Here is a 25,867-nt window from a genome sequence, read left to right as displayed (position 1 = left end):
GTGCACGGATAGGTTTTCCCCGACAGAGTGGACCCAGTGCCGATGCTGAAGTCTGAGATTTGCATTCGGAATTCTCCTTCAAGGGCGGCGTCCTCGCCCTGTGGATAGCAGGGATTGTCACAAATCGCCTTTGCCAACAGCCGTGATCCGTCCAACAGTGTTGAGATGTCTCTTCAGTATCATTCGGCGCAAGCATTTAAAGCAATCCGTATGCGTGATCTGATCCGCAGAATCGGATTCGTCAATAATTATCCGCTCTGGACAGAGAAAGAGGACGAGCAAATCACGCAACACAGTGGAGAATTGACGGGATCGATAGTCAGTTGAAAGCCGTTGAGGAGCCTGTCGCCGACCTTGATAAATGGCACAAATGGGCTATGGGGCGTTGATGCCGGTCTGCTTTGTTTCAGGATCTGGAGCGGCCGTCTGGCTTATTGCTGCTCGCTAACTTCGTAAGTGTGTTTCATTACCTGGGGAACCGGGATTTATTTCACCGCTGACCTTGCCCGCAAAAGCGCCCCCAGCCGCCTTAATGGGGAGGGTACAAGTGCTTGGTACATGGCCCTCAAACTCATTAGGATATTCATTGACGTCGAAATTTGATGATCGAGTTTGTCGATTCTTGTTCTCAACGATTCAGCCTGTGCTTCGACAGAAACCGCATTAGACACTTGACGCTCAGCCACAGAATGTAGCTCGCTAAGAATTTCTGATTTCGATTGGTCTAATATTTGCACTATTGTTTTGGCTTCGGGCATCCAACGCATTTCAGAAGCGATGCGAAACCACAGCCGTTTCTCTGCCGTTACAACCAGCTCTTGCGCCCATTGACCGGTGGCCGCGCTAAGCGCTGATATGTCTGGTGATCCCGCCATAATAGCGGAACGATAGAGTTTTTCATATTTGGAGGCGTACTTATCTGCCGGCGAATGTTGATGTAAATAATTGGTTACTTTTGCTGCATCCTTTGCGTCATAGTGTTCAATGGCTTCTAGCAAGAGGCTTACCGTTGTCGGATAAATCAGTAACCGCACACCAAAATTATTCTTGCGCCAGGACGCAACGTTGTGAAACGTGAGTAGTCCGGCAAAACCCCTAGCGTCGCATACAATGACAGCGCATCCAACGAAAGCAGCTTCCAGCGCCATACGGGCCGTTGCAAAGACCAGATCATACTTGGGTAACTCCCGTTCAAGTTCATGGGAAAACCTACTCGTGCCCCGTCCGAGCTCGTCGAGAATAATACCCTTTTCCGCACAAGCGCCCCGCACCGGTTCCGCGACGCCGCTCAATTTTGTAAGCAAGAGTGCTCGTCCGGGACGATCTGGTAGTAAGGGTCTAGAGATAAAGCGCCGAGCGTCGACAGCATTGGGTACGATGGTCAAGCGATCGGCGGGGATGCCTCTGGACAGGCATTTATCTCTACAAGCTTCGTCTACGGCGACATAGTGCCTGATCTGCGGGTGCAACATAGGAGCTTCTAGTTCAAACGTCGAACTGTGGCACGTATACACAACTGGCACGTCGGGAAAGCGCGCCATGGCAATAAAGCATGGGGACACATGATGGGCATGAATAACATCAGGCCGATAGGGTATTTGATTTATGTCATTATAGACTAGGTGTCCCGTGTGAATCATCCAATGTGCATCGTCGATTAATGTCGGGGCAAAAATCATGACATGGTGACCAGCAACACGAAGTGCATCAGCTAATAGTTCAGCGACATTTTCGGATCCGGATCGCGTTCCAAAAACAAAGTTTGTAATAAGAACGCGCATTTTATATTTCTCCGATGCTTTTATTGCGAAGATATGGTCTATTTCACCAATGCAAAATAGACAAACACTAAGTATTCTTCTTTTGGCGCATCCTGGGCATGAGCTGCGCATTCACCATTGGGTGGAATTGAACAAGCCCCTTGTTTTCTTTCTGACAGACGGATCTGGAAGCAAGGATCAGTCCCGAACGCATTATTCCCGGGAAATCATCGAAAAGACCGGATCCGTTGCAGGCGCGATATTTGGCGATATTTCGGACAGGCTTTGGTACGAAGCGCTGGCACGTCATGATCACGGGTTTTTCGCGGCGGTGATCGCGTCAATTGAGGCTGATATTGGAGAGCATCATTCTTACAGAATAGTTGCGGATGCACGTGATGGATACAATCCAATCCACGACCTGGCATCGGCCATGGGCGCGATCCTGCAAAAGCGATTGTCCGCGCGCGGCAAACCGGCCGAACTCCTCTTTTCCGCCGCGACAGCCGGAGCAAAAGGCGATCGTGTCTGTGAACTGGTTTTGGATGGGGAAGCCCGCATGCGAAAATTGGCGGCGGTGGCGCGTTATCTTCCACTGCTTGATGAGGCGCGCTCTATTTTGAAACAGTATCCCGCAGCAATGGACAGGGAAGTGCTGATTTCTCAAGTCACGGATTGGCACACACCGAAAAATCCCGAGTGGGAGGAAATCGGACGTGAAAGAGTTGCGGCGGGTATTTATGAATCCTGCTTGACCTATGATGGCCATTTTTTGCCTGTCGTTTCCAAGATGCTCGAAAATACCGCCAATGGAGAATTCACACTCGAGAATTAATTTTGCAAAGGGCATTAATCGGCCGATTTCCCTTCCAGAGACAAAGCCTGTCCGCTTCCCATCACGCGAGACAGTTGGGGTTGTTCAGATTTAAATTGTGCAATGAACGTCGCCGCAGCGTTCTGTTCTACAAATGTTCTCATTGGGCGGAAGAGTCAAGACATCCGTTGATCTCTTTCCTGTTGACATTGAATGCTGGTGCGTTCCTGCTCTGTTCTAGACGATTCCCCGCCGGGTTCGTCTGCACGGAGATTGTATGGCGACCTATCTGGATAAACTGAATGCGGCACAGCGAAGTGCTGTTGAATATGGTGTGGGGGCCCAAACAACAGCCGCTGGCCCGTTGCTGATCATCGCCGGGGCCGGGTCGGGCAAGACCAATACGCTTGCCCACCGCGTTGCACATCTGATTGTCAATGGAACCGATCCTCGCCGCATCCTGCTGATGACATTTTCCAGACGTGCTGCGGCCGAGATGGCGCGGCGGGTCGAGCGCATTTGCAATCAGGTACTGGGATCAAAGGGCGCAGCCTACAGCGACGCTCTTGAATGGTCCGGCACGTTTCATGGCATCGGCGCGCGGCTCCTGCGGGAATATTGTGATCAGATATCGCTCGACAGAAACTTTACCATTCATGACCGGGAAGACTCCGCCGACCTGATGAACCTTGTTCGCCATGAACTCGGTTTCTCCAAGATGGAGAACCGTTTTCCAACCAAGGGAACCTGTCTCTCCATCTACTCCAGAACCATCAATTCAGAACGCCCGCTGGAGGAAGTCCTGAAGGACCATTTCCCATGGTGTGCCATGTGGGGACCGCAGCTCCGTCAGCTATTCGCAGGCTATGTTGAAGCCAAGCAGGCCCAGAACATTCTCGATTACGATGACCTGCTGCTCTATTGGTGTCAGACCGTCAGCGATCCACTCCTGGCGGAAGACATTGGATCGCGGTTCGATCATGTGATGGTCGATGAATACCAGGACACAAACCGGCTGCAATCGTCGATCCTGCTGGCTCTGAAACCGGAGGGGCGAGGGCTGACTGTCGTTGGCGACGATGCTCAGTCCATCTATTCGTTTCGCTCGGCCACGGTGCGCAACATTCTGGACTTTCCGGCGTCGTTTTCGCCGGCGGCCGATGTCATTACCCTTGATCGCAATTATCGATCGACACAGCCCATTCTCACCGCAGCAAATGCCGTCATCGATCTGGCATCGGAACGCTTCACCAAAAACCTCTGGACAGAACGCCAGTCGGTGGACCGGCCGCGGCTCGTCACGGTGCGCGACGAAAGCGAGCAGGCGCGTTACATCGTTGAACAGGTGCTCGAGAACCGCGAGGCAGGCTCACTGCTCAAACACCAGGCCGTATTGTTCCGCACATCAAGTCACAGCGGCGCACTGGAAGTGGAATTGACCCGGCGCAACATTCCGTTCGTGAAATTCGGTGGATTGAAATTCCTCGACAGCAGCCACGTCAAAGACCTGCTCGCCGCCCTGCGATTTGTGCAGAACCCACGGGATCGCGTTGCCGGTTTCCGGCTGATGCAATTATTGCCCGGTGTTGGTCCCGCTTCCGCTCAAAGCGTCCTTGACCAGATGACGGTGCATGCCGATCCCTTGGCTGCTTTGAGCGCTATTCCGGCGCCCGCCCGTGCGGGTTCTGAGTGGGCGGGCCTTGTTCACATGCTGCAGGACGTTCATCTGCGCAAAGGCGGCTGGCCGGCAGAGCTTGAACAGATCCGTACCTGGTATGAGCCGCACCTTGATCGCCTGCATGAAGACGCTTCAACACGCCAGGCCGATCTTGTGCAGCTCCAGCAGATTGCTGCAGGTTATCCATCGCGCGAGCGCTTCCTGACCGAACTGACACTCGATCCGCCCGATGCCACCAGTGATCAATCCGGCGTTCCGTTACTGGACGAGGATTATCTCATCCTTTCTACCATTCACTCCGCCAAGGGGCAGGAATGGAAATCTGTCTACGTGCTCAACGTCGTTGATGGCTGCATGCCGTCCGATCTTGGTGCCGGATCAAGACCGGAGCTCGAAGAGGAGCGACGCCTGCTCTATGTTGCCATGACGCGCGCCAAGGATGATCTGCACCTGGTACTGCCGCAGCGTTCTTTTACGCACGGTCAGAATGCTCAAGGCGACCGGCATGTCTACGCATCGCGGACGCGGTTCATCCCGGCAACGCTTCTGCAGTATTTTGAATGCATGACCTGGCCGAAGGTGCGCCAGGAGAGTGCAAGGCAGGCCGAAGCACGCAATGTGCGCGTCGACATTGCAGCCCGCATGCGCGGCATGTGGGGATAACCAATCCATGATTTGGATCAGCTTTCTAGGTAAGGGCTTCGAACCGGCTGCGCACCTCAGACAAACGTGCCTGCGGTGCCATGTGTCCATATGTGCGTATCACGGTGGCCGCATTCCTATGTCCAAGCTGTTCAGAAATGACGAGGAGCGGCGTGCCCGCCGCTACCAGTTGGCTTGCATAGGTGTGCCGCAATCCGTGGAAGCAAAACGCGTGTGACAGCCCCGCTGCAATGACCGCCTTCTTGAAAACGTATTTGTAGTCACACCGGTACCAGGGGCGCCCATTTGCCTTCAAGAATATGAGATCGTCTGATAATTTCCCGACAGTCAGGTTTTGGAAGAAGCTAAGTCCCTCGTTGGGCAAGAATACAAACCGTTCCCTATAGCACTTCACAGGGGTCACAAACACACCCGGACCATCGCGCCCAACATCGCATACTCTCATGCGTATCAGTTCGGTAATTCGGCAGCCCGTATAGAGCCCCCCTAGAACCAATTGGCGTAGGGAGGGGTCGCAATGATCAATCAATTTGCGACATTCATCCCGGTTAAGATGCAAAATTCGAGGGCGTTCGATCAGTGGCAGACGACGGATACAGCGCCAGGCGCGCTCAGACTCGATCTTGCCGTTTTCCCAGGCCATTAACACGGCGACCCTGAGAATGCTGAGCAAGGTATTTACGGTTTTTTTCCGCTTGCGTAGCTCTTCGTCGGTCATGTTGCTGATCGGGCGTTTTGGTGCCGATTTGCTCCTCGAATATCGGGGAGGCGTCTCAAGGACATCCCGGACAAAGTTCCTCACCAAATCGCCGTTGAACTGGTGCGCGGGGATGCTCGCCAGGGTGGGAACAAGGTGGTGGTTCACAAGTGAAATGAGCGTCAGGAAATGCGATCGAGCTGCCGCCAGTCGTTTCCACTCGATGTAATCATGCAGGGCGTGGCCTAGCGTGAATATTGGGCCAATAGGGCAGATATTGAGTTCTTCTTTACTGCCGATAGGGAAGGAGTCGCTGGTGGCCAGGCGGATGCGTACTTCAGAGAACCATTCTTGAGCCATTTGTAGTGCTTCAGGGAAAGACATACCGATCTCATTGCGATCCGTTTTGACGGGACCCAGTCGATACTGCCTATAGCTTCCATCCTTACGACGCACACGACCCAGCCAAAAGCACCGGCCCGATGGATAGTGTTGAAACCCGATGGCCCGGCAATACTCAGTAACCTGCCAATAAGGTGCTCCGCGCGGCGGTAGTGTTGCTCGCGCCGTATCGTCAGAGAGGTCAAATCCAAAGGCGTTTTCATGTCCCATGTTGCACTCCAAGACGCGGGTGAAAAATGCGGGTGTTCATCAAACGGAAACGACGAGCAGGGACGCCACTGTCACGGCGCCGAACAACGCGATTTGGGCAAACTTCTCGACAACGATTCGCTGGCCCTCGTTTCGACGTGTGTCGCCAAAGAGCGCGATGCATACTGCTGTTATTCCGCTCGTTGCGGTGAGAGAAAGAGTGGTGACAAAGACGGTCTGAAACGTAATCATGCGGTCCTCCACTAGTTGCCGGAGGGATTATTGCGCAGTTCTGTATCAGGTGGATAAGTTCGCGCAGAAAATCGGTCTCATTGGCGAGGGTGATACCGAATCAGACTGTTGCTGACTGACAGCACCCTCGGTACGTGAACCAGACACGCATAGGTAGGCATGAAGCCGGCAGTGACCCAGATCAAGGTCCAGGAAGTCAAAACTCTAATTGCCCGAGATGAACCTCGCTGCAGGATTTTGACTTGCAAACATTCCCCATGAACCAAGCGTCGGCGGAGAATGGGAGCGGTCGCCCGAATCACTTTTTGGGCAGTGCGCTGCGAGATACCGGGATTGGGAGCGGTTTAGCCACCCAAAATGCCTCCCGTAGACGCCCCTATATATAAAGAGTGATGCTACGCGAAATGGTTTCAACTTTGCGTGGTTTTGCCGCTTGATCCAGCATAAATGGATTTGAAACACCGATTGATTCTAAAAATCATTCGATCGGCCTGTCACGCCGGAGGTCGCGGGTTCGAGCCCCGTCACTCGCGCCACTTTCCCTCTCAAGCAATTGATGTAAATGCTTGATATTGTGGAAAGTGGTGCCCCGCACGCTTGCATCTCTTCTCTCCCGAATGTTTCCGTAGTCCACTGCCTTCTGCTATCCGGTTCGCGCGTCTGGCTCCTGCCGGTTTCTGATGCGGCTTAGTAAAATGCGTTCGGCCTGTTTTTCGCCGGGATAGCGGCGGCGAATCCTTTTTGTTGTTTTTCAACCCGTGGATACGATTCGCCACGAAGACGAATCGCCCCGCATAAATGCATTGCTGCGTTGCACAAAAATCAGTTGTGAAACCTTTGTGGACTAGGCAGCATGATTCCTTACTCCAGCTCCGACGGTTGCCGCCCATGCCCTTGCCGATTCTCGCCCTTGCCATTGCCTCCTTCTGCATCGGCACAACCGAATTCGTGATCATGGGCCTCTTGCCGGAAGTGGCGGCCGACCTGCGTGTCACCATTCCGCATGCGGGCCTGCTGGTGACCGGCTATGCGCTTGGCGTCGTCATCGGTGCGCCCATCATCGCCATTGCCACGGCATCTCTGCCGCGCAAGCCCGTGCTCATCGGCCTGGCCATGCTTTTCGTCGTCGGCAATCTGTTCTGTGCCATCGCCCCCAATTACTGGATGCTGATGATCGCCCGCGTGGTCACGGCTTTCGGCCATGGCGCCTTCTTCGGTATAGGGTCGGTGGTGGCCGCCAGCCTCGTGCCGCGCCACAAGCGCGCCAGCGCCATCGCGCTGATGTTCGCAGGCCTGACCCTCGCCAACATTCTCGGTGTTCCCGCAGGGACAGCGCTTGGCGAACTCTATGGCTGGCGCTCGACCTTCTATGCGGTTGTCGCCATCGGCGTTGCTGCAGTCATCGCCATCGCGCTGCTGGTTCCCGCTGCGAAAGAGGAAGAGAAGGGCGGGGGCATTCTCAGCGAGATCAAGGTTCTCGGCAAACTGCAGGTCTGGCTTGCCATGCTGATCTCGGCGCTCGCCTCCGGCAGCCTCTTTGCCGTCTTCACCTATATCAAGCCGATCCTCACCGATGTGTCCGGCCTGTCGACCGCCGCGGTGACCTGGGTCCTCTTGCTGTTCGGGGCCGGTATGACCGTCGGCAACGTCATCGGCGGCAGGCTTGCCGACTGGAAGCTGATGCCCACGGTAATCGGCACGCTGGTCACCGTGGTGTTCACCCATGCCCTGCTGGCGGAAGTCAGCGGCACGGCAGCGGCGGCGATCGCCGTGGTGTTCCTGTGGGGCATGCTGACCTTCGTCATTGTTCCGCCGCTGCAGATGCGGGTGGTTGAAACGGCGAGCGAAGCGCCCAATCTGGCAGCCACGCTCAACCAGGGCGCATTCAATGCCGGCAATGCCGCAGGCGCCTGGGTTGGCGGCGCGGCGCTCACCTGGGGCGTGTCCTATCAGAACCTGCCCTTCGTGGGGTCGGCGCTGGCCTTGCTCGGTCTTGGCGTGGCGGTCTGGTCGCTGCTGCTCGACCGCAGGGCGCAGAAGAAGCGATATCCAACCGAAGAGGGGGAAAGGCTCAGTCTCGAGCCTCTTGCCGGCGTTTAGGCAAACCCTCTTTCCCCGGCTTTGCACGACAGCATTCGCGCCCTGGCGCGCGTGCTGTTTCCACGCGCGCGGCATATCTGCATTTTGGTCTAAATCGTTTATAGGACCGAATGTCGCAGTTCTGAAAACCACGTCGCGGACAAACAGGCCGGCAAGGCACATTAATATCATTCTAAAGAGTGATTCAGCTGTGTTTTGCGGGCCAAACTGGCTTAAAACTGCGAATTTCGCGGCTTTTTATGGATATGCGTCACGAAATGGTGACAAAAAACCGGTGGTATCGGGGCGATTGTTGCACTTGCGCGCATGGCGCTAACGCGCTAACCCTCGCCGCATCGTACCGGTGTCAAAGCTGGTGCGGTCTGTCGCGTATTGGTGGCAGTCATGTGCATAACATGGCATTCTTGTCAGCCTGAGTTCACAAGGCGGAAAAAGTCGGATCATGAACGAGCTTTTAAGTTCCTACCTGCCCATCGTTATCTTCATTGGGGTAGCGCTGGTAATCGGTTTGGCACTGTTGGTTGCGCCTTTTCTGGTCGCATACAAGTCGCCAGACCCGGAAAAATTGTCGGCCTATGAGTGCGGCTTCAACGCATTCGATGATGCCCGCATGAAATTTGATGTCCGCTTCTATCTTGTCTCGATTCTGTTCATCATCTTCGATCTGGAAGTAGCCTTCCTCTTTCCGTGGGCCGTGGCCTTCAGCAAGATCGGCTGGTTCGGTTTCTGGTCGATGATGATCTTCCTCGGCGTTCTGACAATCGGCTTTATCTATGAGTGGAAAAAGGGAGCGCTGGAATGGGATTGACCGCTAGCCAAACCACCCTCGTGGCACCGAAACCCAAAGGCATCATTGACCCGGGCACGGGCAAGCCGATCGGTTCCGATGATGCGTTCTTCGGAGAGATCAACAATGAACTCGCCGACAAGGGATTTCTCGTCACGTCAGCCGATGCGCTGGTCACCTGGGCGCGCACCGGTTCGCTGATGTGGATGACCTTCGGCCTTGCCTGCTGCGCGGTCGAAATGATGCACACCTCGATGCCACGCTATGACGGCGAGCGGTTCGGCTTTGCCCCGCGCGCGTCACCGCGCCAGTCCGACGTGATGATCGTTGCCGGCACGCTGACCAACAAGATGGCACCGGCACTGCGCAAGGTCTATGACCAGATGCCTGAGCCGCGCTACGTCATCTCGATGGGTTCCTGCGCCAATGGCGGCGGCTATTATCACTATTCCTATTCGGTCGTGCGCGGTTGCGACCGCGTCGTGCCGGTGGATATCTATGTGCCGGGCTGCCCGCCCACGGCCGAAGCGCTGCTCTATGGTGTTCTGATGCTGCAGAAGAAAATCCGCCGCACCGGCACGATCGAGCGATAGGAGAGGGCGATGTTTGAAGAAGCATTGAATGAACTCTCCGGTTACCTGCAGGAAAAGCCCGGTCTTGCCCTGCAGTCGGTAACGATGGCCTATGGCGAGCTTAATCTTGAAGTCGAAGCCGGCAAGCTGATCGATACGCTGACCTTTCTGCGTGACGACGTGCAGTGCCAGTTCATTTCGCTGATCGATATCAGCGGCGTGGATTATCCCTACCGTTCGCATCGCTTTGACGTGGTCTATCACCTTCTGTCCCCGCGCCAGAATCTGCGCATCCGTGTCAAGGTGGCGACGGACGAGGATACGCCGGTGCCATCAGCTACCCCGGTTTATCCCGGTGCCGACTGGTATGAGCGCGAGACCTACGATCTCTATGGCGTGCTGTTCTCCGGTCATCCGGATCTGCGCCGCATCCTGACCGACTACGGTTTTGACGGCCATCCGCTGCGCAAGGACTTCCCGCTGACAGGCTTCGTTGAAGTCCGCTATGACGATGAGGTCAAGCGCGTGGTGTATGAGCCCGTCGAACTGCGGCAGGAATTCCGCAATTTCGACTTCCAGTCACCCTGGGAAGGCACGGACTATGTGCTGCCGGGCGACGAAAAGGCGAAGCAGTGAGTAGTGAATTCGTTTGTAGTGAGTAGGAACAGGAGCATTTGGATAAACGGATCGAATCCTATCGGGATTTGAAAGTGTGGCAGTCGGCGATGAGTCTCGCTGAATGCTGTTACGAGGCCACGAAAGGCTTTCCGAAGGAAGAAATCTACGGTCTGACCGCCCAAATGCGTCGTGCAGCTGTTTCAATTGCCGCAAATATTGCGGAAGGCTATGGACGAGAGAATAGAGGGTCATTTGTGCAATTCTTACGGATAGCGCAAGGCTCGTTGAAGGAACTGGAGACTCATGTCTTGCTATCGCGCCGCGTTGGCTTCTTGAGTCTGGATGAAGAAATTGAGCTGCTGTCGCGGTGCGAAGCGAACGGAAAGATGCTTAGGGCGCTGATCCGTACCGTACAGAGCAAACTGGCTGAATGAACTAGGTACGACGTTGATGATGACTACTCACCATTCACTACTCACGTTTCGCGGAGCGAAATATGACTGAACACAGCGTCCGCAACTTTAACATTAACTTCGGCCCGCAACATCCTGCGGCGCACGGCGTTTTGCGCCTTGTGCTTGAACTGGACGGCGAGGTGGTCGCGCGCGTTGACCCGCATATCGGGTTGCTGCATCGCGGCACCGAGAAGCTGATGGAAGCCAAGACCTATCTGCAGGCCGTGCCCTATCTCGACCGCCTCGACTATGTGGCGCCGATGAACCAGGAGCATGCCTATGCGTTGGCCGTCGAGCGCCTGCTCGGCATTGAGGTGCCCAAGCGCGGCCAGCTGATCCGCGTGCTGTTCTCGGAAATCGGCCGTATTCTTTCGCATCTTTTGAACGTGACCACGCAGGCCATGGACGTTGGTGCCCTGACGCCGCCGCTCTGGGGCTTCGAAGAGCGCGAAAAGCTGATGGTGTTCTACGAGCGCGCTTGCGGTGCCCGTATGCATGCGGCCTATTTCCGTCCCGGCGGTGTGCATCAGGATCTTCCCGACAGGCTCATCGAGGACATCGGCAAGTGGTGCGATCCGTTCCTGCAGACCGTCAAGAATCTTGACGATCTGATCACCCCGAACCGCATTTTCAAGCAGCGCAACGTCGATATCGGCGTCGTGACGCTGGAGGATGCCTGGGCATGGGGTTTTTCCGGCGTCATGGTGCGCGGCTCGGGTGCTGCCTGGGACTTACGCAAGTCGCAGCCCTATGAATGCTATTCCGAGATGGAATTCGATGTTCCGATCGGCAAGAATGGCGACTGCTACGACCGTTATCTCATCCGCATGGAAGAAATGCGCCAGTCGGTGCGCATCATGCGCCAGTGCGTGGATCTGCTGCTGGGCAAGGAGCGGGTCGGGCCTGTCTCCAACATGTCCGCCAAGATCGTTCCGCCGAAGCGCGGCGAGATGAAGCGGTCGATGGAAGCGCTGATCCATCACTTCAAGCTGTATACCGAAGGCTATCACGTGCCCGCCGGTGAGGTTTACGCCGCGGTTGAAGCGCCCAAGGGCGAATTCGGCGTGTTCCTGGTGTCCGATGGCTCCAACAAGCCGTACCGCGTGAAGCTGCGTGCCCCGGGCTTTGCCCATCTCCAGGCCATGGACTTCCTGTGCCGTGGCCACATGCTGGCCGACGTCTCCGCTGTCCTTGGCTCGCTCGATATCGTATTTGGTGAGGTTGATCGCTAATGTCCGTCCGTCGTCTTGCAGAAGATAGCGTCCAACCAGCAGCCTTCGCGTTCAATCGCGAAAACACTGCCTGGGCCAAGCAGACCATCAAGAAATATCCCAAGGGCCGCGAACAGTCGGCGGTCATTCCGCTGCTGATGCGGGCGCAGGAGCAGGATGGCTGGGTCACCAAGGCTGCCATCGAACATGTTGCAGCCATGCTCGACATGCCGCTGATCCGCGTTCTGGAAGTGGCGACCTTCTACACGCAGTTCCAGCTGAAGCCGGTCGGAACCCGTGCCCACATCCAGGTTTGCGGCACCACGCCGTGCATGCTGCGCGGCGCGGAGGACCTGAAGAAGGTCTGCCAGCACCGCATCCATCATGAGCCGTTCCACACCAATGAATCCGGCACTTTGTCGTGGGAAGAGGTGGAATGCCTCGGCGCCTGCGTCAACGCGCCGATGATCATGGTGTTCAAGGATACCTATGAGGATCTGACGCCCGAACGCCTCGAGGAAATCATTGATGCTTTCGAAGCCGGCAAGGGCGATACGATCACGCCCGGCCCGCAGATCGACCGTTATTTCTCTGCCCCTGAGGGCGGCGCAACGACGCTGATCGAAGGCAATGGCGCGGCCAAGCCGAAGCGTGCGGCAAAGACTGCCGATGGCGCTGCTGCTCCGGCCGCCAGTGCGGTAAAGCAGGACGAGACACCGGCAAAGGCCGTATCGCTCGACGACAAGAACCGTCCGGCCGCGATCGAAAAGCCTGCCGCCGTGGATGATCTCGAACTGATTTCCGGTGTCGGTCCGAAGATTGCCGGTATCCTGCATGAACTCGGCATCTATACATTTGCCCAGGTCGCCAGCTGGAAAAAGGCCGAGCGCGAATGGGTTGACGGTTACCTCAACTTCAAGGGCCGTATCGAACGTGACGACTGGGTCAAGCAAGCCAAGGCCTTGGCCAAGGGCGGCGAAGCCGAGTACATAAAGGTTTTCGGCAAGAAGCCGAGATAAGATCATTGGCGGAAACGATGTGCGTTTTCGCTGGAGAATGGACGAAGAGAGTAGGACGGGTGCGATATGCTCGCTGACAAAGACCGCATCTTCACCAATATTTACGGCCTTTTCGACAAGTCGTTGAAGGGTGCGATGTCACGCGGCTGCTGGGATGGCACTGCAGGGATCATCGCCAAGGGCCGTGACTGGATCATCAACGAGATGAAAGCCTCCGGCCTGCGCGGCCGTGGCGGCGCCGGCTTCCCGACGGGTCTGAAGTGGTCCTTCATGCCCAAGGAAAGCGATGGACGCCCGCATTATCTCGTCATCAACGCCGACGAATCCGAGCCGGGCACCTGCAAGGACCGCGATATCATGCGCCACGATCCGCATACGCTGATCGAAGGCTGCCTGATCGCCGGTTTCGCCATGGGCGCCAACACCTGCTACATCTATGTGCGCGGCGAGTATATCCGCGAGCGTGAAGCGCTGCAGGCCGCCATTGACGAATGCTATGACGCCAAGCTGCTCGGCAAGAACAACAAGAACGGCTGGGACTACGATATCTATGTCCATCACGGCGCCGGCGCCTATATCTGCGGCGAAGAAACCGCCTTGCTGGAGAGCCTTGAAGGCAAGAAGGGCCAGCCGCGCCTGAAGCCGCCATTCCCGGCCAATATGGGTCTTTATGGCTGCCCGACGACCGTCAACAATGTTGAATCGGTTGCCGTTGCCCCGACCATCCTGCGCCGCGGCGCGGCCTGGTTCTCCGGCATCGGCCGTCCGAACAATGTCGGCACCAAGCTGTTCATGATCTCCGGCCACGTCAACCGTCCATGCACGGTCGAGGAAGCCATGGGCATCACCTTCCGCGAACTGGTCGACAAGCACGCGGGCGGCGTTCGCGGCGGCTGGGACAATCTCCTGGCGGTTATTCCCGGCGGTGCATCCTGCCCGGTCGTTCCGGCTGCTGATATCATCGATTGCCCGATGGATTTCGATGGGCTGCGCAACGTCAAGTCGTCCTTCGGCACGGCGGCTGCGATTGTCATGGACAAGTCCACCGATATCGTTCGCGCCATTGCCCGCCTGTCCTACTTCTTCAAGCATGAGAGCTGCGGCCAGTGCACGCCATGCCGCGAAGGCACGGGCTGGATGTGGCGCGTCATGGAACGCATGGCGGTCGGCAATGCGCAGAAGCGCGAGATCGACATGCTGCTCGACGTGACCAAGCAGATCGAAGGCCACACCATCTGCGCGCTCGGCGACGCGGCGGCATGGCCGGTACAAGGTCTGATCCGGCATTTCCGTCCGGAAATCGAACGCCGTATCGATGAATTTACACGCAATGCCTCTGCGGCAAGCCCCGTGCTTGTTGCAGCGGAATAGGGTTGAGGGGATATGCCGGATACCAAAACAGACAAGCGATCGGGTGCGGACTGGTCGGCAGTGATGCCGAAGCACATCGTTCCGGCTGCCAATCTGCTGACACCGCCGATGGGCGCGATGGCGGCGGCGTCTGTTTTGACTCTCGGCATCGCCAGCCAGATGTGGGGTCTGTGGGCTGGCGCTCTTGCCGGTGTGCTTGACGCCAATACGAAGCTGAAGCCGCTGGCGCCCGCGGCAAAGCAGGCGCCGGATGTTGCTGAGCTGAAGACGATCATTCGCAAGAAGGCGACTGAAACGGCACCAAAGGCGGTTGCTGGCAAAAAAGCCAAGCTGGCGGTGGTCTCAACGGGTCCGTCGAAACCGGCGGCAATCGCAAAGCCGGGCTTGCCGGATGACCTGAAGCGGATTTCGGGCGTCGGTCCGAAGCTGGAGCAGGTCTTGAACGGTCTTGGCATCTACACCTATGCGCAGATTGCAGCATGGTCACCCCGGGAGACTGCCTGGGTCGATGATCATCTGAAATTCGGCGGGCGTATCGTGCGGGATGAGTGGGTCAAACAATCCGCCGCCTTGGCGGGGGTGAAGCCCGAATAAAGCCATGCTGGCTTGGACCGGCATGGAGCAATTGAAGGTATTTCAGCGGTTTCGCGGGAATGCCAAATGAAAATGCGGAATGTTCCGCGAGGTTGGACAGACGATGGCAAAGATCAAAGTCGACGGTAGGGAAATCGAAGTACCGGATCACTACACGCTTCTGCAGGCTGCGGAAACGGCGGGTGCCGAGGTGCCGCGGTTCTGTTTCCATGAGCGTTTGTCGATCGCCGGCAATTGCCGCATGTGCTTGATTGAAGTGAAGGGCGGACCGCCCAAGCCTGCCGCGTCCTGCGCCATGGGCGTACGCGACCTGCGTCCGGGCCCGAACGGCGAGACGCCGGAGATTTTCACCAACACGCCGATGGTCAAGAAGGCCCGCGAAGGCGTGATGGAATTCCTGCTGATCAACCATCCCCTGGATTGCCCGATCTGCGATCAGGGCGGCGAGTGTGATCTGCAGGACCAGGCCATGGTCTTTGGCGTGGATTCCTCGCGCTACAAGGAAAACAAGCGCGCCGTTGAAGACAAATATATCGGACCGCTCGTCAAGACGGTCATGACGCGCTGCATTCACTGCACGCGCTGCGTCCGCTTCACCACCGAAGTGGCTGGCATTTCCGAGCTTGGCCTGATCGGCCGCGGCGAAGATGCCGAAATCACCACCTATCTCGAGCAGGCGATGACATCGGAGCTGCAGGGCAACGTGATCGATCTTTGCCCGGTCGGTGCGCTGACATCGAAACCCTATGCCTTCCAGGCCCGTCCGTGGGAATTGACCAAGACCGAATCCATCGACGTGATGGATGCGGTCGGCTCGTCTATCCGCGTCGATACCCGCGGCCGCGAAGTGATGCGCGTGCTTCCGCGCGTCAACGAGGCGGTGAACGAGGAATGGATTTCCGACAAGACCCGCTTCATCTGGGATGGCCTGCGCACCCAGCGCCTCGACCGCCCCTATGTGCGCCGCGATGGCCGTCTGGTTCCGGCAAGCTGGCCGGAAGCGTTCGAGGCGATCAAGGCTGCCGTTGCCAAGACGACCGGCGACAGGATCGGCGCGATTGCCGGTGATCTCGCCAGCGTCGAGGAAATGTATGCGCTCAAGCAGCTCGTCACATCGCTCGGCTCCGCCAATATCGACGGACGTCAAGACGGAACGGTCCTGAACACGGCCAATGGCCGCGCCTCCTATATCTTCAATCCAAGCATTGACGGTATCGAAGACGCTGACGCGGTACTGATCATCGGTTCCAATCCGCGCTTTGAAGCGTCGCTGCTCAATGCCCGCCTGCGCAAGCGCTGGCGCGCTGCCGGCATTCCGATTGCGCTGATCGGCGAACAGGCCGACCTGCGCTTCAACTACGAATATCTCGGTGCCGGTGCCGATACCCTGGCGGAACTCGCCAATGGTTCGCTGAAATTCTACGGCGTGCTGAAGAAGGCCAAGAAGCCGATCATCATCATCGGGCAGGGCGCTCTCAGCCGTGCGGATGGCAATGCGGTTCTCGGCCTTGCTGCCAAGATTGCAGCGGATACCGGCGCGCTTGCCGATGACTGGAACGGTTTCGGCGTCATTCACACCGCTGCCAGCCGCGTCGGCGCGCTTGATATCGGTTTCGTGCCGGGCGAGGGCGGCAAGACAGTTGCGCAGATGCAGGATGCACTCGACGTTCTGTTCCTGCTCGGCGCTGACGAACTGAACTGGGCCGGCAAGGGCGGTGCCTTCACCGTTTATATCGGCACCCATGGCGATCAGGGCGCGCACAATGCCGACGTCATCCTGCCAGGCGCGACCTATACGGAAAAGTCCGGCACCTTCGTCAACACCGAAGGCCGTGTGCAGATGACCAACCGCGCCGCCTTTGCGCCTGGTAATGCCAAGGAAGACTGGGCGATCCTGCGCGCACTGTCCGATGTGCTCGGCAAAAAGCTGCCATTCGACTCGCTTGCCGCGTTGCGTGCAAAACTTTATGCAGAATACCCGCACCTGGCTGTCGTCGACGCCATTCAGGCCGGTGATGCTGCCGACATCAAGAAGCTGGCCAATGCGTCGGGCACCGTTGAAAAGACGGCCTTCGCATCGCCGGTCCAAGACTTCTACTTGACCAACCCGATCGCCCGCGCCTCAGCTGTCATGGCTGAATGTTCCGCGCTGGCCAAGGGCGGCTTCAAGCAGGCGGCCGAGTAGGCGGGGAAGAGACTGATATGGAAGATATTTTCGCAACCTACATCCTGCCGCTGCTGATTATCCTCGGAAAATCAGTGCTGATGCTTGTGGTGATGCTGCTGATCATCGCCTACCTACTTTACGCGGATCGCAAGATCTGGGCGGCAGTTCAGTTGCGCCGCGGTCCGAATGTCGTTGGACCGTTCGGCCTGCTGCAGTCCTTTGCCGACCTTTTGAAGTTCGTGGTCAAGGAACCGATCATTCCGTCCGGCGCCAACAAGGGCATTTTCCTCCTGGCGCCGCTGGTATCCTCGGTACTGGCCATGGCGGCGTGGGCGGTCATTCCGGTTAATGAGGGCTGGGCGATTGCCAATGTCAATGTCGGCATTCTCTATGTGCTCGCCATTTCCTCGCTCGAAGTCTACGGCGTCATCATGGCCGGCTGGGCATCGAACTCGAAGTACCCGTTCCTCGGCGCGCTTCGCTCCGCTGCGCAGATGGTGTCCTATGAAGTCTCCATCGGTTTCGTCATCGTCACCGTTCTGCTCTGCGTCGGTTCGCTAAACCTCACGGATATCGTTCTGTCGCAGAAGACCGGTCTCGGCACCATGGTCGGCCTGCCCAATACCTTCCTTGACTGGCATTGGCTCGGCCTGTTCCCGATGTTCGTCATCTTCTTCATCTCGGCGCTGGCCGAGACCAACCGCCCGCCTTTCGATCTGGTCGAAGCGGAATCGGAACTCGTTGCCGGTCACATGATCGAGTATTCGTCGACCGCGTTCCTGCTGTTCTTCCTCGGTGAATATGTCGCCATCACCCTGATGTGCGCATTGACCACGATCCTGTTCCTCGGCGGCTGGCTGCCACCGGTTGACGTCTGGTTCCTCAACTGGGTACCCGGCATCATCTGGTTCATGCTCAAGCTTTTCTTCGTCTTCTTCATGTTCGCCATGGTGAAGGCATTCGTTCCGCGCTACCGCTATGACCAGTTGATGCGTCTGGGCTGGAAGGTGTTCCTGCCGATCTCGCTCTTCATGGTCATCGCCACCGCGGCGTTTCTTAAAATCACCGGCCTGACACCGTAAGGAGAATCAGCATGGCACAACTCGCACAAGCTGCTAAATCGCTCCTGCTGGCGGAGTTCGTCGGCGCCTTCTTCCTGTCGATGCGCCAGTTCTTCGCGCCGAAGGCGACGTTGAACTATCCCTTTGAGAAGGGACCGCTCAGCCCGCGCTTTCGCGGAGAACATGCGCTGCGCCGCTATCCCAACGGCGAAGAACGCTGCATTGCCTGCAAGCTCTGCGAAGCGATCTGCCCGGCACAGGCCATCACTATCGAAGCCGGCCCGCGCCGCAATGATGGAACGCGCCGCACGGTGCGTTATGACATTGACATGGTGAAGTGCATCTATTGCGGCTTCTGCCAGGAAGCCTGCCCGGTGGATGCCATCGTCGAAGGCCCGAATTTCGAGTTCGCCACGGAAACCCGTGAAGAGCTTTATTATGACAAGGACCGGCTGCTCGCCAATGGCGACCGCTGGGAACGCGAGCTGGCACGGAACATCGCAATGGATGCGCCGTACCGGTAACAATTGAGTGGATGGGGCGTCGTCCCGTCCGAGTGCGCGCATGTGTCTTAGGGCAGGGTGCTTCTACCCGCCGGGAACATGCGTTATGAGGCTGCGAATACGCGGAAACTCCGTGAATCGCTTTTAAAATGGCAGAACAGTCTGCCGGAATGGAAATCGGGGGAACCCATGCTGACAGGTATTGCGGCGGCGTTTTTTTATCTCTTCGCCTTCATCACCGTCGCCAGTGCGTTCATGGTGATTGCGGCGCGTAATCCCGTGCACTCCGTGCTGTTTCTGATCCTCGCCTTCTTCAACGCGGCGGGGCTCTTCCTGCTGACGGGTGCTGAATTCCTGGCGATGATCCTTCTTGTGGTCTATGTCGGCGCGGTGGCCGTCCTCTTCCTCTTCGTCGTGATGATGCTGGATGTGGATTTTGCCGAAATGAAGCGCGGCGCGCTGCAATATGCGCCCGTCGGCGCGCTCGTCGGCATGATCCTGGCTGTGGAACTGATTGTCGTTCTCGGCGGTTCGGTCTTCACGCCAAGTATCGGCCGCGTGGTTGTTCAGCCGACACCCGATATTGCCATACGCACCAATACGGCGGCGCTCGGCGACATCCTCTACACGGATTACATCTATTACTTCCAGATTGCCGGTCTCGTGCTTCTGGTCGCCATGATCGGCGCGATTGTGCTGACGCTTCGCCACAAGGAAGGCATCAAGCGCCAGAACATCTCCCAGCAGGTCGGACGCACGCCTGAAACGGCCATCGAGGTCAAGCAGGTCGAAACGGGCAAGGGTATTTGACAGGAGCGCATGATGGTCATCGGTATTGCACATTATCTGACAGTTTCGGCGCTCCTGTTCACGATGGGGATCTTCGGTATCTTCCTCAATCGTAAGAACGTGATCGTCATCCTGATGTCGGTCGAATTGATCCTGCTCGCGGTCAACCTGAATTTCGTGGCGTTCTCCGCTGCACTGGGTGATCTGGTTGGACAGGTTTTTGCATTGTTTGTCCTGACCGTAGCGGCCGCTGAGGCTGCCATCGGTCTGGCTATTCTCGTCGTGTTCTACCGCAATCGTGGGTCGATTGCCGTAGAAGACGTCAACATGATGAAAGGTTGACGGGGGCATGCTGTATCTGGCGATTGTCTTCCTTCCGCTGCTCGGCTTTCTGATCGCGGGTCTGTTCGGCTCGTCCATCGGCGCGAAGGCGAGCGAGTATGTCACCACCGGTCTGATGATCGTGGTTGCGGTTCTCTCATGGATCGCATTCACGACCGTGGCGCTCGGCCATGGCGAGGCGTTCAAGGTTCCGGTCATGCACTGGGTCGAGTCCGGCTCGCTGAGCTTCGACTGGGCCCTGCGCATCGATACGCTGACCGCTGTCATGCTGATCGTCGTCAACACGGTGTCGGCGCTCGTCCATACCTATTCGATCGGCTATATGCATCACGATCCGCATCGGCCGCGCTTCTTCGCCTATCTCTCGCTCTTCACCTTCGCCATGCTGATGCTGGTGACCGGCGACAATCTGGTTCAGATGTTCTTCGGCTGGGAAGGCGTCGGACTTGCCTCGTACCTGCTCATCGGTTTCTGGTTCAAGAAGCCTTCGGCCAATGCCGCGGCGATGAAAGCTTTCATCGTCAACCGCGTTGGCGATTTCGGCTTCCTTCTCGGTATTTTCGCGCTGTTCGTGCTGTTCGATACGGTTCAGTTCGATACGCTGTTCCAGTCCGCCGCCCAGTATCTTCCGGCGGAAGGCGCAGGGGACGGCAAGGTTGTCCTGAATTTCCTCGGCTATGCCCTCGGCAAGCAGGAAGCGATCACGGTTGCCTGCCTGCTGCTGTTCATGGGCGCGATGGGCAAATCCGCGCAGTTCCTGCTGCACACCTGGCTGCCTGACGCCATGGAAGGCCCGACGCCAGTGTCCGCGCTGATCCATGCGGCAACGATGGTGACCGCAGGCGTGTTCATGGTTGCGCGCCTGTCGCCGATCTTCGAACTGTCGCACACGGCGCTGATCGTTGTCACGCTTGTCGGCGCGACGACTGCCTTCTTTGCCGCCACGGTCGGCCTGGTGCAGAACGACATCAAGCGCGTTATCGCCTATTCGACCTGCTCGCAGCTCGGCTACATGTTCGTGGCGCTTGGTCTGGGTGCCTATGGCGCCGCCATTTTCCACCTGTTCACGCACGCCTTCTTCAAGGCCCTGCTGTTCCTTGGCGCCGGTTCCGTCATTCACGCGGTTTCTGACGAGCAGGACATGCGTCACATGGGCGGCCTGCGCAAGCTTATCCCGCAGACGTACTGGATGATGATCATCGGCACGGTTGCCCTGACCGGTCTCGGCATCCCCGGCACCGCGATCGGTACCGCCGGCTTCTTCTCCAAGGATGCCATCATCGAATCGGCCTATGCGTCGACCAGCCCGGCGGCAGGCTATGCCTTCATCCTGCTGGTGATTGCAGCGCTGTTCACCAGCTTCTATTCATGGCGCCTGATTTTCATGACGTTCCATGGCAAGCCGCGTGCCTCGCACGACGTCATGCATCACGTGCATGAATCGCCTTATGTCATGCTGGTGCCGCTGTTCATCCTTGCCATCGGCGCGCTGTTTGCCGGTGTGATCTTCCGCGAATACTTCTTCGGTCACGAATATGCCGAGTTCTGGAAGGGTGCACTGTTCACCGGCAAGGAAAACGAGATTCTGGAGCTGCACCACCACGTGCCCGCTCTGGTTGCTGCCTCGCCGTTCCTTGCGATGCTGGCCGGGTTCATCCTGTCCTGGTACTTCTACATCCGCTCGCCGCAGACACCCGTCCGGCTGGCCGAGCAGCATCGTGGTCTTTACCAGTTCCTGCTCAACAAGTGGTATTTTGACGAACTCTACGACTTCCTGTTCGTGCGTCCGGCCAAAGCCCTTGGCAAGTTCCTGTGGAAGAAGGGCGATGGCTGGCTGATTGACGGCCATGGTCCGGATGGCATCTCGGCCCGCGTCGTCGATGTCACCAACCGCGTGGTGCGCCTGCAGACCGGTTACCTCTATCATTATGCGTTCGCGATGCTCATTGGGGTCGCCGCACTCGTCACGTGGATGATGCTCGGGAGCAACTTCTGATGACCGACTGGCCAATTCTATCGACTGTTACCTTCCTGCCATTGGTCGGTGCATTCCTGATCCTTCTGATCCGGGATGACAGTGAATCCGCGCGGCGCAATATCCGCAACGTGGCACTGTGGACGACGGTCATCACATTCCTGCTTTCCCTGCCGATCTGGTATTATTTCGAGAAGGGCCATGCCGGCTTCCAGTTCGTGGAAAAGATGGCCTGGCTCGACTCCGGGATTTCCTACCACATGGGCGTGGACGGCATTTCGATGCTGTTCGTCATCCTGACGACATTCCTGATGCCGCTGTGCATCCTGGCCAGCTGGGAAGCGATCCAGAACCGGGTCAAGGAATACATGATTGCCTTCCTCGTGCTGGAAACACTGATGATCGGTGTGTTCTGCGCGCTGGATATCGTGCTGTTCTACGTCTTCTTCGAAGCCGTGCTGGTGCCCATGTTCATCATCATCGGCGTGTGGGGCGGCAAGCGCCGCGTCTATGCCAGCTTCAAGTTCTTCCTCTACACGCTGCTCGGCTCCGTGCTGATGCTGCTGGCCATCATGGCCATGTACTGGCAGGCTGGTACGACCGATATCCCGACGCTGCTGGCCTATCCGTTCCCGGCTTCCATGCAGACATGGCTGTGGCTGGCCTTCTTCGCGTCCTTCGCCGTGAAGATGCCGATGTGGCCGGTGCATACCTGGCTGCCGGATGCGCACGTGGAAGCACCGACGGCCGCATCAGCCATTCTGGCCGGCATCCTGTTGAAGCTCGGCGGCTACGGCTTCCTGCGCTTCTCCCTGCCGATGTTCCCGGTTGCGTCAGCTGATTTTGCTCCCTTGATCTACACGCTTTCGGTTGTCGCCATCGTCTACACCTCGCTGGTGGCGCTGATGCAGGAAGACATCAAGAAGCTGATCGCCTATTCCTCGGTGGCGCACATGGGCTATGTGACCATGGGTATTTTTGCCGCCAACGAGCAGGGCATCCAGGGCGCATTGTTCCAGATGCTGTCGCACGGTCTGGTTTCGGCCGCACTGTTCCTTTGCGTCGGTGTTGTCTATGACCGCACCCACACCCGTGACATCTCTGCCTATGGCGGCCTCGTCAACAACATGCCGAAATATGCGGTGGTTTTCCTGGTCCTGACCATGGCCAATGTCGGCCTGCCGGGCACCTCGGGCTTCATCGGTGAATTCCTCACCCTGCTCGGCGTCTTCCGCGTCAACACCTGGGTTGCGCTGTTTGCAACATCAGGCGTGATTTTCTCGGCCGCCTACGCGCTGTGGCTCTATCGCCGCGTCGTGTTCGGGTCGCTGGACAAGGAAAGCCTGAAGTCGCTTCTGGATATGTCGCCGCGTGAAAAGCTGGTGGTCTATCCGCTGGTGATCCTCACCATCTTCTACGGTGTTTATCCGATGCCTGTCTTCGATGCGACGGCAAGCTCGGTGCACGCCCTTATCAATCAATACAATAACGCGCTGTCCGCAGCCGCCACACTGGCGCTGAAATAGCAGGAAGAGGCCAAGGCCGATGCAGACCGACATGATTGCCAACCTGACGCTTATGGCTCCCGAACTGCTCATCGCAGTGGGCGCATTGGCTCTACTGATGATCGGGGCCTTCTCCGGTGAACGGGCGAATTCCCTGGTCAACGGACTGGCGGTTGCCGTGCTGCTTGCAGCATTGGCAATCCTCGTTCTCTTCCCGCACGATGGTCACGCCTTCGGCCGTGCCTTCGTTTCGGATCCGTTCGCGCGCTTCATGAAAGTGCTGACGCTGGTCGGTTCGATCATTGCGCTCGTCATGTCGGTCGGCTTCGCCAAGGCGGAAAAATTCGACAAGTTCGAGTTCCCGATCCTCATCCTGCTGTCGACCCTCGGCATGCTCCTGATGATTTCGGCCAATGACACCCTGTCGCTCTATCTCGGCCTCGAACTGCAGTCTCTGGCGCTCTATGTCATCGCTGCAATCAACCGCGACAGTGCCCGCTCGACGGAAGCTGGCCTGAAATACTTCGTTCTCGGCGCGCTGTCGTCGGGCATGCTGCTTTACGGCATTTCGCTCGTCTACGGATTTACTGGCCACACCGGCTTTGCGGGCATCGCCCAGGCGCTGGCAGGCGGCGAGCGCCAGCTTGGCGTGGTGTTCGGCCTCGTGTTCATCTTTGCCGGTCTTGCCTTCAAGATTTCTGCCGTGCCGTTCCACATGTGGACGCCGGATGTCTATGAAGGCGCGCCGACGCCGGTCACCGCCTTCTTCGCCAGCGCGCCGAAGATGGCCGCCATGGCGCTGTTGACGCGCGTTGCCGTCGAGACATTCCAGCCAATCACCCATGACTGGCAGCAGATCATCGTCTTCATCGCCATTGCGTCGATGGTTCTGGGGGCATTCGCTGCCATCGGCCAGCGCAACATCAAGCGCCTGATGGCCTATTCGTCCATCAGCCACATGGGCTATGCGCTTGTCGGCCTTGCCGCCGGCACGCAGGTCGGCGTGCGCGGCGTGGCGATCTATATGCTGATCTACCTGATCACGACGCTCGGCGTGTTTGCCTTCATCCTGGCCATGCGCCGCAAGCACGGCAATGTCGAACTGATCGAGGATCTGGCTGGCCTGTCCCGCACCAATCCGGTCATGGCGACGATCTTCACCATCCTCATGTTCTCGCTGGCCGGTATTCCGCCGCTCGCCGGGTTCTGGGGCAAGTGGTACACCTTCCTTGCCGCGATGCAGGCCAATCTCTACGCGCTGGCCATCATCGGTATTGTCGCGTCGGTCGTGGGTGCATTCTACTACCTGCGCATCATCAAGATCATGTGGTTCGATGAACCGGCTGGCGGGTTCGTGCCGGTTGCCGGTGAACTGCGCCTGGTCCTCGGTGTTTCGGGCCTGCTGACGCTGCTGTACGTACTGATCGGCGGACCGGTCAGCACCTATGCGGAAGCTGCCGCGAAAACGTTCTTCTGAGGCCGGGAACCCTGATCAATGGGATTCTCGCTCTCGCCGCTGGCGCAGCAAAACGGCTTCCGGATGGAGGCCTTCGATACGGTCGGCTCGACCAATGCGGTCGCGCTGGAGCGCGCGCAGGCCGGCGATCCCGGACGGCTGTGGATCGTCTCCAAGAAACAGGAAAGCGGGCGCGGTCGCCGCGGCCGCGCCTGGGCCACATCCCATGGCAATCTGGCGGCGTCCCTGCTGCTCACCGGTACTTTCGAGTTGAAGACAGCGGCCACCCTCGGCTTTGTCGCCGGGCTTTCCCTGGCGGATGCGCTTGACGCCGTCTGCCCGCAAGGCGCGGTTTCGCTTGGTGTCGATGGTATCGGTTCCAGCGTGTCGGATTTGCGGGTGGAACTCAAATGGCCGAATGATCTTCTGGCCAACAAGGCCAAGCTTGCCGGCATTCTCCTGGAATCGACGCATCTGCCGGACGGGCGGTTTGCCGTTGTCGTCGGCATTGGCGTGAATGTGGTTGCTTACCCCGAGGACGTGCCCTATCCCGCGACGTCGCTGAAGCAGCTTGGTGCGGCCTGCGATGCGGAAACGCTGTTTCTGGCGCTGTCCGATGCCTGGCAGGAAAACAGCCGCATCTGGGACGAGGGGCGCGGGCTTGCCGAGATTCGCAAGCGCTGGCTCAAGCGGGCGGCAGGAATTGGCAGTGAAGTTGCCGTGCGGGTCGACGGCTCGGTGCTGCGTGGTATATTCGAAACAATTGACGAAGACTGCCGTTTCGTCATACGCGATAATGATGGGGAACGGGTGAAGATTGCTGCCGGCGATGTTCATTTCGGAGCAGTTGCATCGGCAAGTGCCGGATAGCCGGTTGTAAGGAGTAT

The 25,867-nt window shown here is 57.8% G+C and carries 24 protein-coding genes; 21 read left to right on the top strand and 3 right to left on the bottom strand.

The genetic code is table 11. The annotated features are described in order from the left end of the window. Positions 1 to 114: 114 nt before the first annotated feature. A complete protein-coding gene (locus ACTJJ7_RS15615) occupies positions 115 to 327 on the top strand; it encodes a hypothetical protein (protein WP_440967916.1) in 213 nt (70 codons plus the stop codon). 158 nt (positions 328 to 485) lie between these two features. On the opposite strand, the gene ACTJJ7_RS15610 is transcribed toward ACTJJ7_RS15615, so the two are convergent. Continuing rightward, entirely contained in the window at positions 486 to 1,781 is a 1,296-nt protein-coding gene (locus ACTJJ7_RS15610; RefSeq protein ID WP_440967914.1) for a glycosyltransferase, read from the bottom strand. A gap of 49 nt (positions 1,782 to 1,830) precedes the next feature. On the opposite strand from ACTJJ7_RS15610, the gene ACTJJ7_RS15605 reads away from it, so the two are divergent. Further along, positions 1,831 to 2,595: a hypothetical protein gene (locus ACTJJ7_RS15605; protein ID WP_440967912.1), complete on the top strand. Its 765-nt coding sequence runs from the start codon at positions 1,831 to 1,833 to the stop codon at positions 2,593 to 2,595. Between the two features lie 256 nt (positions 2,596 to 2,851). Continuing rightward, complete coding sequence (locus tag ACTJJ7_RS15600) at positions 2,852 to 4,915, top strand: ATP-dependent helicase (RefSeq protein ID WP_440967911.1); 2,064 nt, start codon at positions 2,852 to 2,854, stop codon at positions 4,913 to 4,915. A gap of 25 nt (positions 4,916 to 4,940) precedes the next feature. Here ACTJJ7_RS15600 and ACTJJ7_RS15595 read toward each other — a convergent pair whose 3' ends face one another. Continuing rightward, positions 4,941 to 6,224 (bottom strand): tyrosine-type recombinase/integrase, encoded by a 1,284-nt coding sequence (locus ACTJJ7_RS15595; protein ID WP_440967909.1) that lies wholly within the window; start codon positions 6,222 to 6,224, stop codon positions 4,941 to 4,943. A 39-nt stretch (positions 6,225 to 6,263) separates the two neighbouring features. After that, positions 6,264 to 6,455 carry a hypothetical protein gene (locus ACTJJ7_RS15590; RefSeq protein WP_130272868.1) on the bottom strand — a complete coding sequence of 64 codons (192 nt, stop codon included), beginning with the start codon at positions 6,453 to 6,455 and terminating at the stop codon, positions 6,264 to 6,266. 888 nt (positions 6,456 to 7,343) lie between these two features. On the opposite strand from ACTJJ7_RS15590, the gene ACTJJ7_RS15585 reads away from it, so the two are divergent. The 18 genes from ACTJJ7_RS15585 (at position 7,344) to ACTJJ7_RS15500 (ending at position 25,850) form a co-directional block, all read left to right on the top strand. Then, entirely contained in the window at positions 7,344 to 8,555 is a 1,212-nt protein-coding gene (locus ACTJJ7_RS15585; RefSeq protein WP_440967907.1) for an MFS transporter, read from the top strand. A gap of 442 nt (positions 8,556 to 8,997) precedes the next feature. Further along, the gene (locus ACTJJ7_RS15580; protein WP_091883778.1) at positions 8,998 to 9,363 is read left to right on the top strand and encodes an NADH-quinone oxidoreductase subunit A; all 366 of its coding nucleotides are present in this window, start codon (positions 8,998 to 9,000) and stop codon (positions 9,361 to 9,363) included. Continuing rightward, positions 9,354 to 9,935, top strand: a complete 582-nt coding sequence (locus ACTJJ7_RS15575; RefSeq protein ID WP_105735498.1) for a NuoB/complex I 20 kDa subunit family protein — start codon at positions 9,354 to 9,356, stop codon at positions 9,933 to 9,935. Before ACTJJ7_RS15580 ends, ACTJJ7_RS15575 begins: the two co-directional genes overlap by 10 nt. Before the next feature lie 9 nt (positions 9,936 to 9,944). Further along, complete coding sequence (locus tag ACTJJ7_RS15570) at positions 9,945 to 10,550, top strand: NADH-quinone oxidoreductase subunit C (protein ID WP_130269178.1); 606 nt, start codon at positions 9,945 to 9,947, stop codon at positions 10,548 to 10,550. A 38-nt stretch (positions 10,551 to 10,588) separates the two neighbouring features. Then, positions 10,589 to 10,966 carry a four helix bundle protein gene (locus ACTJJ7_RS15565; RefSeq protein WP_130269179.1) on the top strand — a complete coding sequence of 126 codons (378 nt, stop codon included), beginning with the start codon at positions 10,589 to 10,591 and terminating at the stop codon, positions 10,964 to 10,966. Between the two features lie 62 nt (positions 10,967 to 11,028). Beyond that, positions 11,029 to 12,219, top strand: coding sequence for an NADH-quinone oxidoreductase subunit D (locus tag ACTJJ7_RS15560; RefSeq protein ID WP_105735494.1), 1,191 nt, complete (start codon positions 11,029 to 11,031; stop codon positions 12,217 to 12,219). Next, positions 12,219 to 13,217: an NADH-quinone oxidoreductase subunit NuoE gene (gene nuoE, locus ACTJJ7_RS15555; RefSeq protein ID WP_440967904.1), complete on the top strand. Its 999-nt coding sequence runs from the start codon at positions 12,219 to 12,221 to the stop codon at positions 13,215 to 13,217. Before ACTJJ7_RS15560 ends, nuoE begins: the two co-directional genes overlap by 1 nt. 66 nt (positions 13,218 to 13,283) lie before the next feature. Further along, positions 13,284 to 14,588, top strand: coding sequence for an NADH-quinone oxidoreductase subunit NuoF (gene nuoF, locus ACTJJ7_RS15550; RefSeq protein WP_105735490.1), 1,305 nt, complete (start codon positions 13,284 to 13,286; stop codon positions 14,586 to 14,588). A gap of 12 nt (positions 14,589 to 14,600) precedes the next feature. Beyond that, the gene (locus ACTJJ7_RS15545; RefSeq protein WP_440967902.1) at positions 14,601 to 15,182 is read left to right on the top strand and encodes a helix-hairpin-helix domain-containing protein; all 582 of its coding nucleotides are present in this window, start codon (positions 14,601 to 14,603) and stop codon (positions 15,180 to 15,182) included. Between the two features lie 103 nt (positions 15,183 to 15,285). Continuing rightward, on the top strand, positions 15,286 to 17,367 hold the full coding sequence (gene nuoG / locus ACTJJ7_RS15540; RefSeq protein ID WP_440967900.1) for an NADH-quinone oxidoreductase subunit NuoG: 2,082 nt from the start codon (positions 15,286 to 15,288) through the stop codon (positions 17,365 to 17,367). A gap of 17 nt (positions 17,368 to 17,384) precedes the next feature. Beyond that, the gene (nuoH, locus tag ACTJJ7_RS15535; RefSeq protein ID WP_130269183.1) at positions 17,385 to 18,431 is read left to right on the top strand and encodes an NADH-quinone oxidoreductase subunit NuoH; all 1,047 of its coding nucleotides are present in this window, start codon (positions 17,385 to 17,387) and stop codon (positions 18,429 to 18,431) included. Positions 18,432 to 18,442: 11 nt separating this feature from the next. Beyond that, positions 18,443 to 18,934, top strand: a complete 492-nt coding sequence (gene nuoI / locus ACTJJ7_RS15530; RefSeq protein WP_105735484.1) for an NADH-quinone oxidoreductase subunit NuoI — start codon at positions 18,443 to 18,445, stop codon at positions 18,932 to 18,934. Positions 18,935 to 19,102: 168 nt separating this feature from the next. Next, the gene (locus tag ACTJJ7_RS15525) at positions 19,103 to 19,723 is read left to right on the top strand and encodes an NADH-quinone oxidoreductase subunit J (RefSeq protein ID WP_440967898.1); all 621 of its coding nucleotides are present in this window, start codon (positions 19,103 to 19,105) and stop codon (positions 19,721 to 19,723) included. A gap of 12 nt (positions 19,724 to 19,735) precedes the next feature. Beyond that, the gene (nuoK, locus tag ACTJJ7_RS15520; protein WP_091883761.1) at positions 19,736 to 20,044 is read left to right on the top strand and encodes an NADH-quinone oxidoreductase subunit NuoK; all 309 of its coding nucleotides are present in this window, start codon (positions 19,736 to 19,738) and stop codon (positions 20,042 to 20,044) included. A gap of 7 nt (positions 20,045 to 20,051) precedes the next feature. Continuing rightward, complete coding sequence (gene nuoL, locus ACTJJ7_RS15515; RefSeq protein WP_105735480.1) at positions 20,052 to 22,040, top strand: NADH-quinone oxidoreductase subunit L; 1,989 nt, start codon at positions 20,052 to 20,054, stop codon at positions 22,038 to 22,040. After that, positions 22,040 to 23,545 (top strand): NADH-quinone oxidoreductase subunit M, encoded by a 1,506-nt coding sequence (locus tag ACTJJ7_RS15510; RefSeq protein ID WP_440967895.1) that lies wholly within the window; start codon positions 22,040 to 22,042, stop codon positions 23,543 to 23,545. The genes nuoL and ACTJJ7_RS15510 overlap by 1 nt, the downstream gene beginning before the upstream one ends. 19 nt (positions 23,546 to 23,564) lie before the next feature. Further along, a complete protein-coding gene (gene nuoN, locus ACTJJ7_RS15505) occupies positions 23,565 to 25,001 on the top strand; it encodes an NADH-quinone oxidoreductase subunit NuoN (RefSeq protein ID WP_105735476.1) in 1,437 nt (478 codons plus the stop codon). 18 nt (positions 25,002 to 25,019) lie between these two features. Further along, entirely contained in the window at positions 25,020 to 25,850 is an 831-nt protein-coding gene (locus tag ACTJJ7_RS15500; RefSeq protein WP_440967893.1) for a biotin--[acetyl-CoA-carboxylase] ligase, read from the top strand. Positions 25,851 to 25,867: the final 17 nt, after the last annotated feature.

Origin of the sequence: Phyllobacterium sp. 22229 (genome assembly GCF_052056495.1) — a bacterium.
In the GTDB taxonomy this organism is placed as follows: Bacteria; Pseudomonadota; Alphaproteobacteria; order Rhizobiales; family Rhizobiaceae; genus Phyllobacterium; species Phyllobacterium myrsinacearum.
The sequence above is the reverse complement of the archived record's forward strand: the minus strand, read 5'-3'. Positions and strand labels throughout refer to the sequence as shown.

Excerpts from the sequence above, each read along its gene's own strand:
- ACTJJ7_RS15610 (WP_440967914.1), bottom strand. The coding sequence starts at position 1,781 with ATGCGCGTTCTTATTACAAACTTTGTTTTTGGAACGCGATCCGGATCC.
- ACTJJ7_RS15605 (WP_440967912.1), top strand. The coding sequence starts at position 1,831 with ATGCAAAATAGACAAACACTAAGTATTCTTCTTTTGGCGCATCCTGGG.
- ACTJJ7_RS15600 (WP_440967911.1), top strand. The coding sequence starts at position 2,852 with ATGGCGACCTATCTGGATAAACTGAATGCGGCACAGCGAAGTGCTGTT.
- ACTJJ7_RS15595 (WP_440967909.1), bottom strand. The coding sequence starts at position 6,224 with ATGGGACATGAAAACGCCTTTGGATTTGACCTCTCTGACGATACGGCG.
- ACTJJ7_RS15590 (WP_130272868.1), bottom strand. The coding sequence starts at position 6,455 with ATGATTACGTTTCAGACCGTCTTTGTCACCACTCTTTCTCTCACCGCA.
- ACTJJ7_RS15585 (WP_440967907.1), top strand. The coding sequence starts at position 7,344 with ATGCCCTTGCCGATTCTCGCCCTTGCCATTGCCTCCTTCTGCATCGGC.
- ACTJJ7_RS15580 (WP_091883778.1), top strand. The coding sequence starts at position 8,998 with ATGAACGAGCTTTTAAGTTCCTACCTGCCCATCGTTATCTTCATTGGG.
- ACTJJ7_RS15575 (WP_105735498.1), top strand. The coding sequence starts at position 9,354 with ATGGGATTGACCGCTAGCCAAACCACCCTCGTGGCACCGAAACCCAAA.
- ACTJJ7_RS15570 (WP_130269178.1), top strand. The coding sequence starts at position 9,945 with ATGTTTGAAGAAGCATTGAATGAACTCTCCGGTTACCTGCAGGAAAAG.
- ACTJJ7_RS15560 (WP_105735494.1), top strand. The coding sequence starts at position 11,029 with ATGACTGAACACAGCGTCCGCAACTTTAACATTAACTTCGGCCCGCAA.
- nuoE (WP_440967904.1), top strand. The coding sequence starts at position 12,219 with ATGTCCGTCCGTCGTCTTGCAGAAGATAGCGTCCAACCAGCAGCCTTC.
- nuoF (WP_105735490.1), top strand. The coding sequence starts at position 13,284 with ATGCTCGCTGACAAAGACCGCATCTTCACCAATATTTACGGCCTTTTC.
- ACTJJ7_RS15545 (WP_440967902.1), top strand. The coding sequence starts at position 14,601 with ATGCCGGATACCAAAACAGACAAGCGATCGGGTGCGGACTGGTCGGCA.
- nuoG (WP_440967900.1), top strand. The coding sequence starts at position 15,286 with ATGGCAAAGATCAAAGTCGACGGTAGGGAAATCGAAGTACCGGATCAC.
- nuoH (WP_130269183.1), top strand. The coding sequence starts at position 17,385 with ATGGAAGATATTTTCGCAACCTACATCCTGCCGCTGCTGATTATCCTC.
- nuoI (WP_105735484.1), top strand. The coding sequence starts at position 18,443 with ATGGCACAACTCGCACAAGCTGCTAAATCGCTCCTGCTGGCGGAGTTC.
- ACTJJ7_RS15525 (WP_440967898.1), top strand. The coding sequence starts at position 19,103 with ATGCTGACAGGTATTGCGGCGGCGTTTTTTTATCTCTTCGCCTTCATC.
- nuoK (WP_091883761.1), top strand. The coding sequence starts at position 19,736 with ATGGTCATCGGTATTGCACATTATCTGACAGTTTCGGCGCTCCTGTTC.
- nuoL (WP_105735480.1), top strand. The coding sequence starts at position 20,052 with ATGCTGTATCTGGCGATTGTCTTCCTTCCGCTGCTCGGCTTTCTGATC.
- ACTJJ7_RS15510 (WP_440967895.1), top strand. The coding sequence starts at position 22,040 with ATGACCGACTGGCCAATTCTATCGACTGTTACCTTCCTGCCATTGGTC.
- nuoN (WP_105735476.1), top strand. The coding sequence starts at position 23,565 with ATGCAGACCGACATGATTGCCAACCTGACGCTTATGGCTCCCGAACTG.
- ACTJJ7_RS15500 (WP_440967893.1), top strand. The coding sequence starts at position 25,020 with ATGGGATTCTCGCTCTCGCCGCTGGCGCAGCAAAACGGCTTCCGGATG.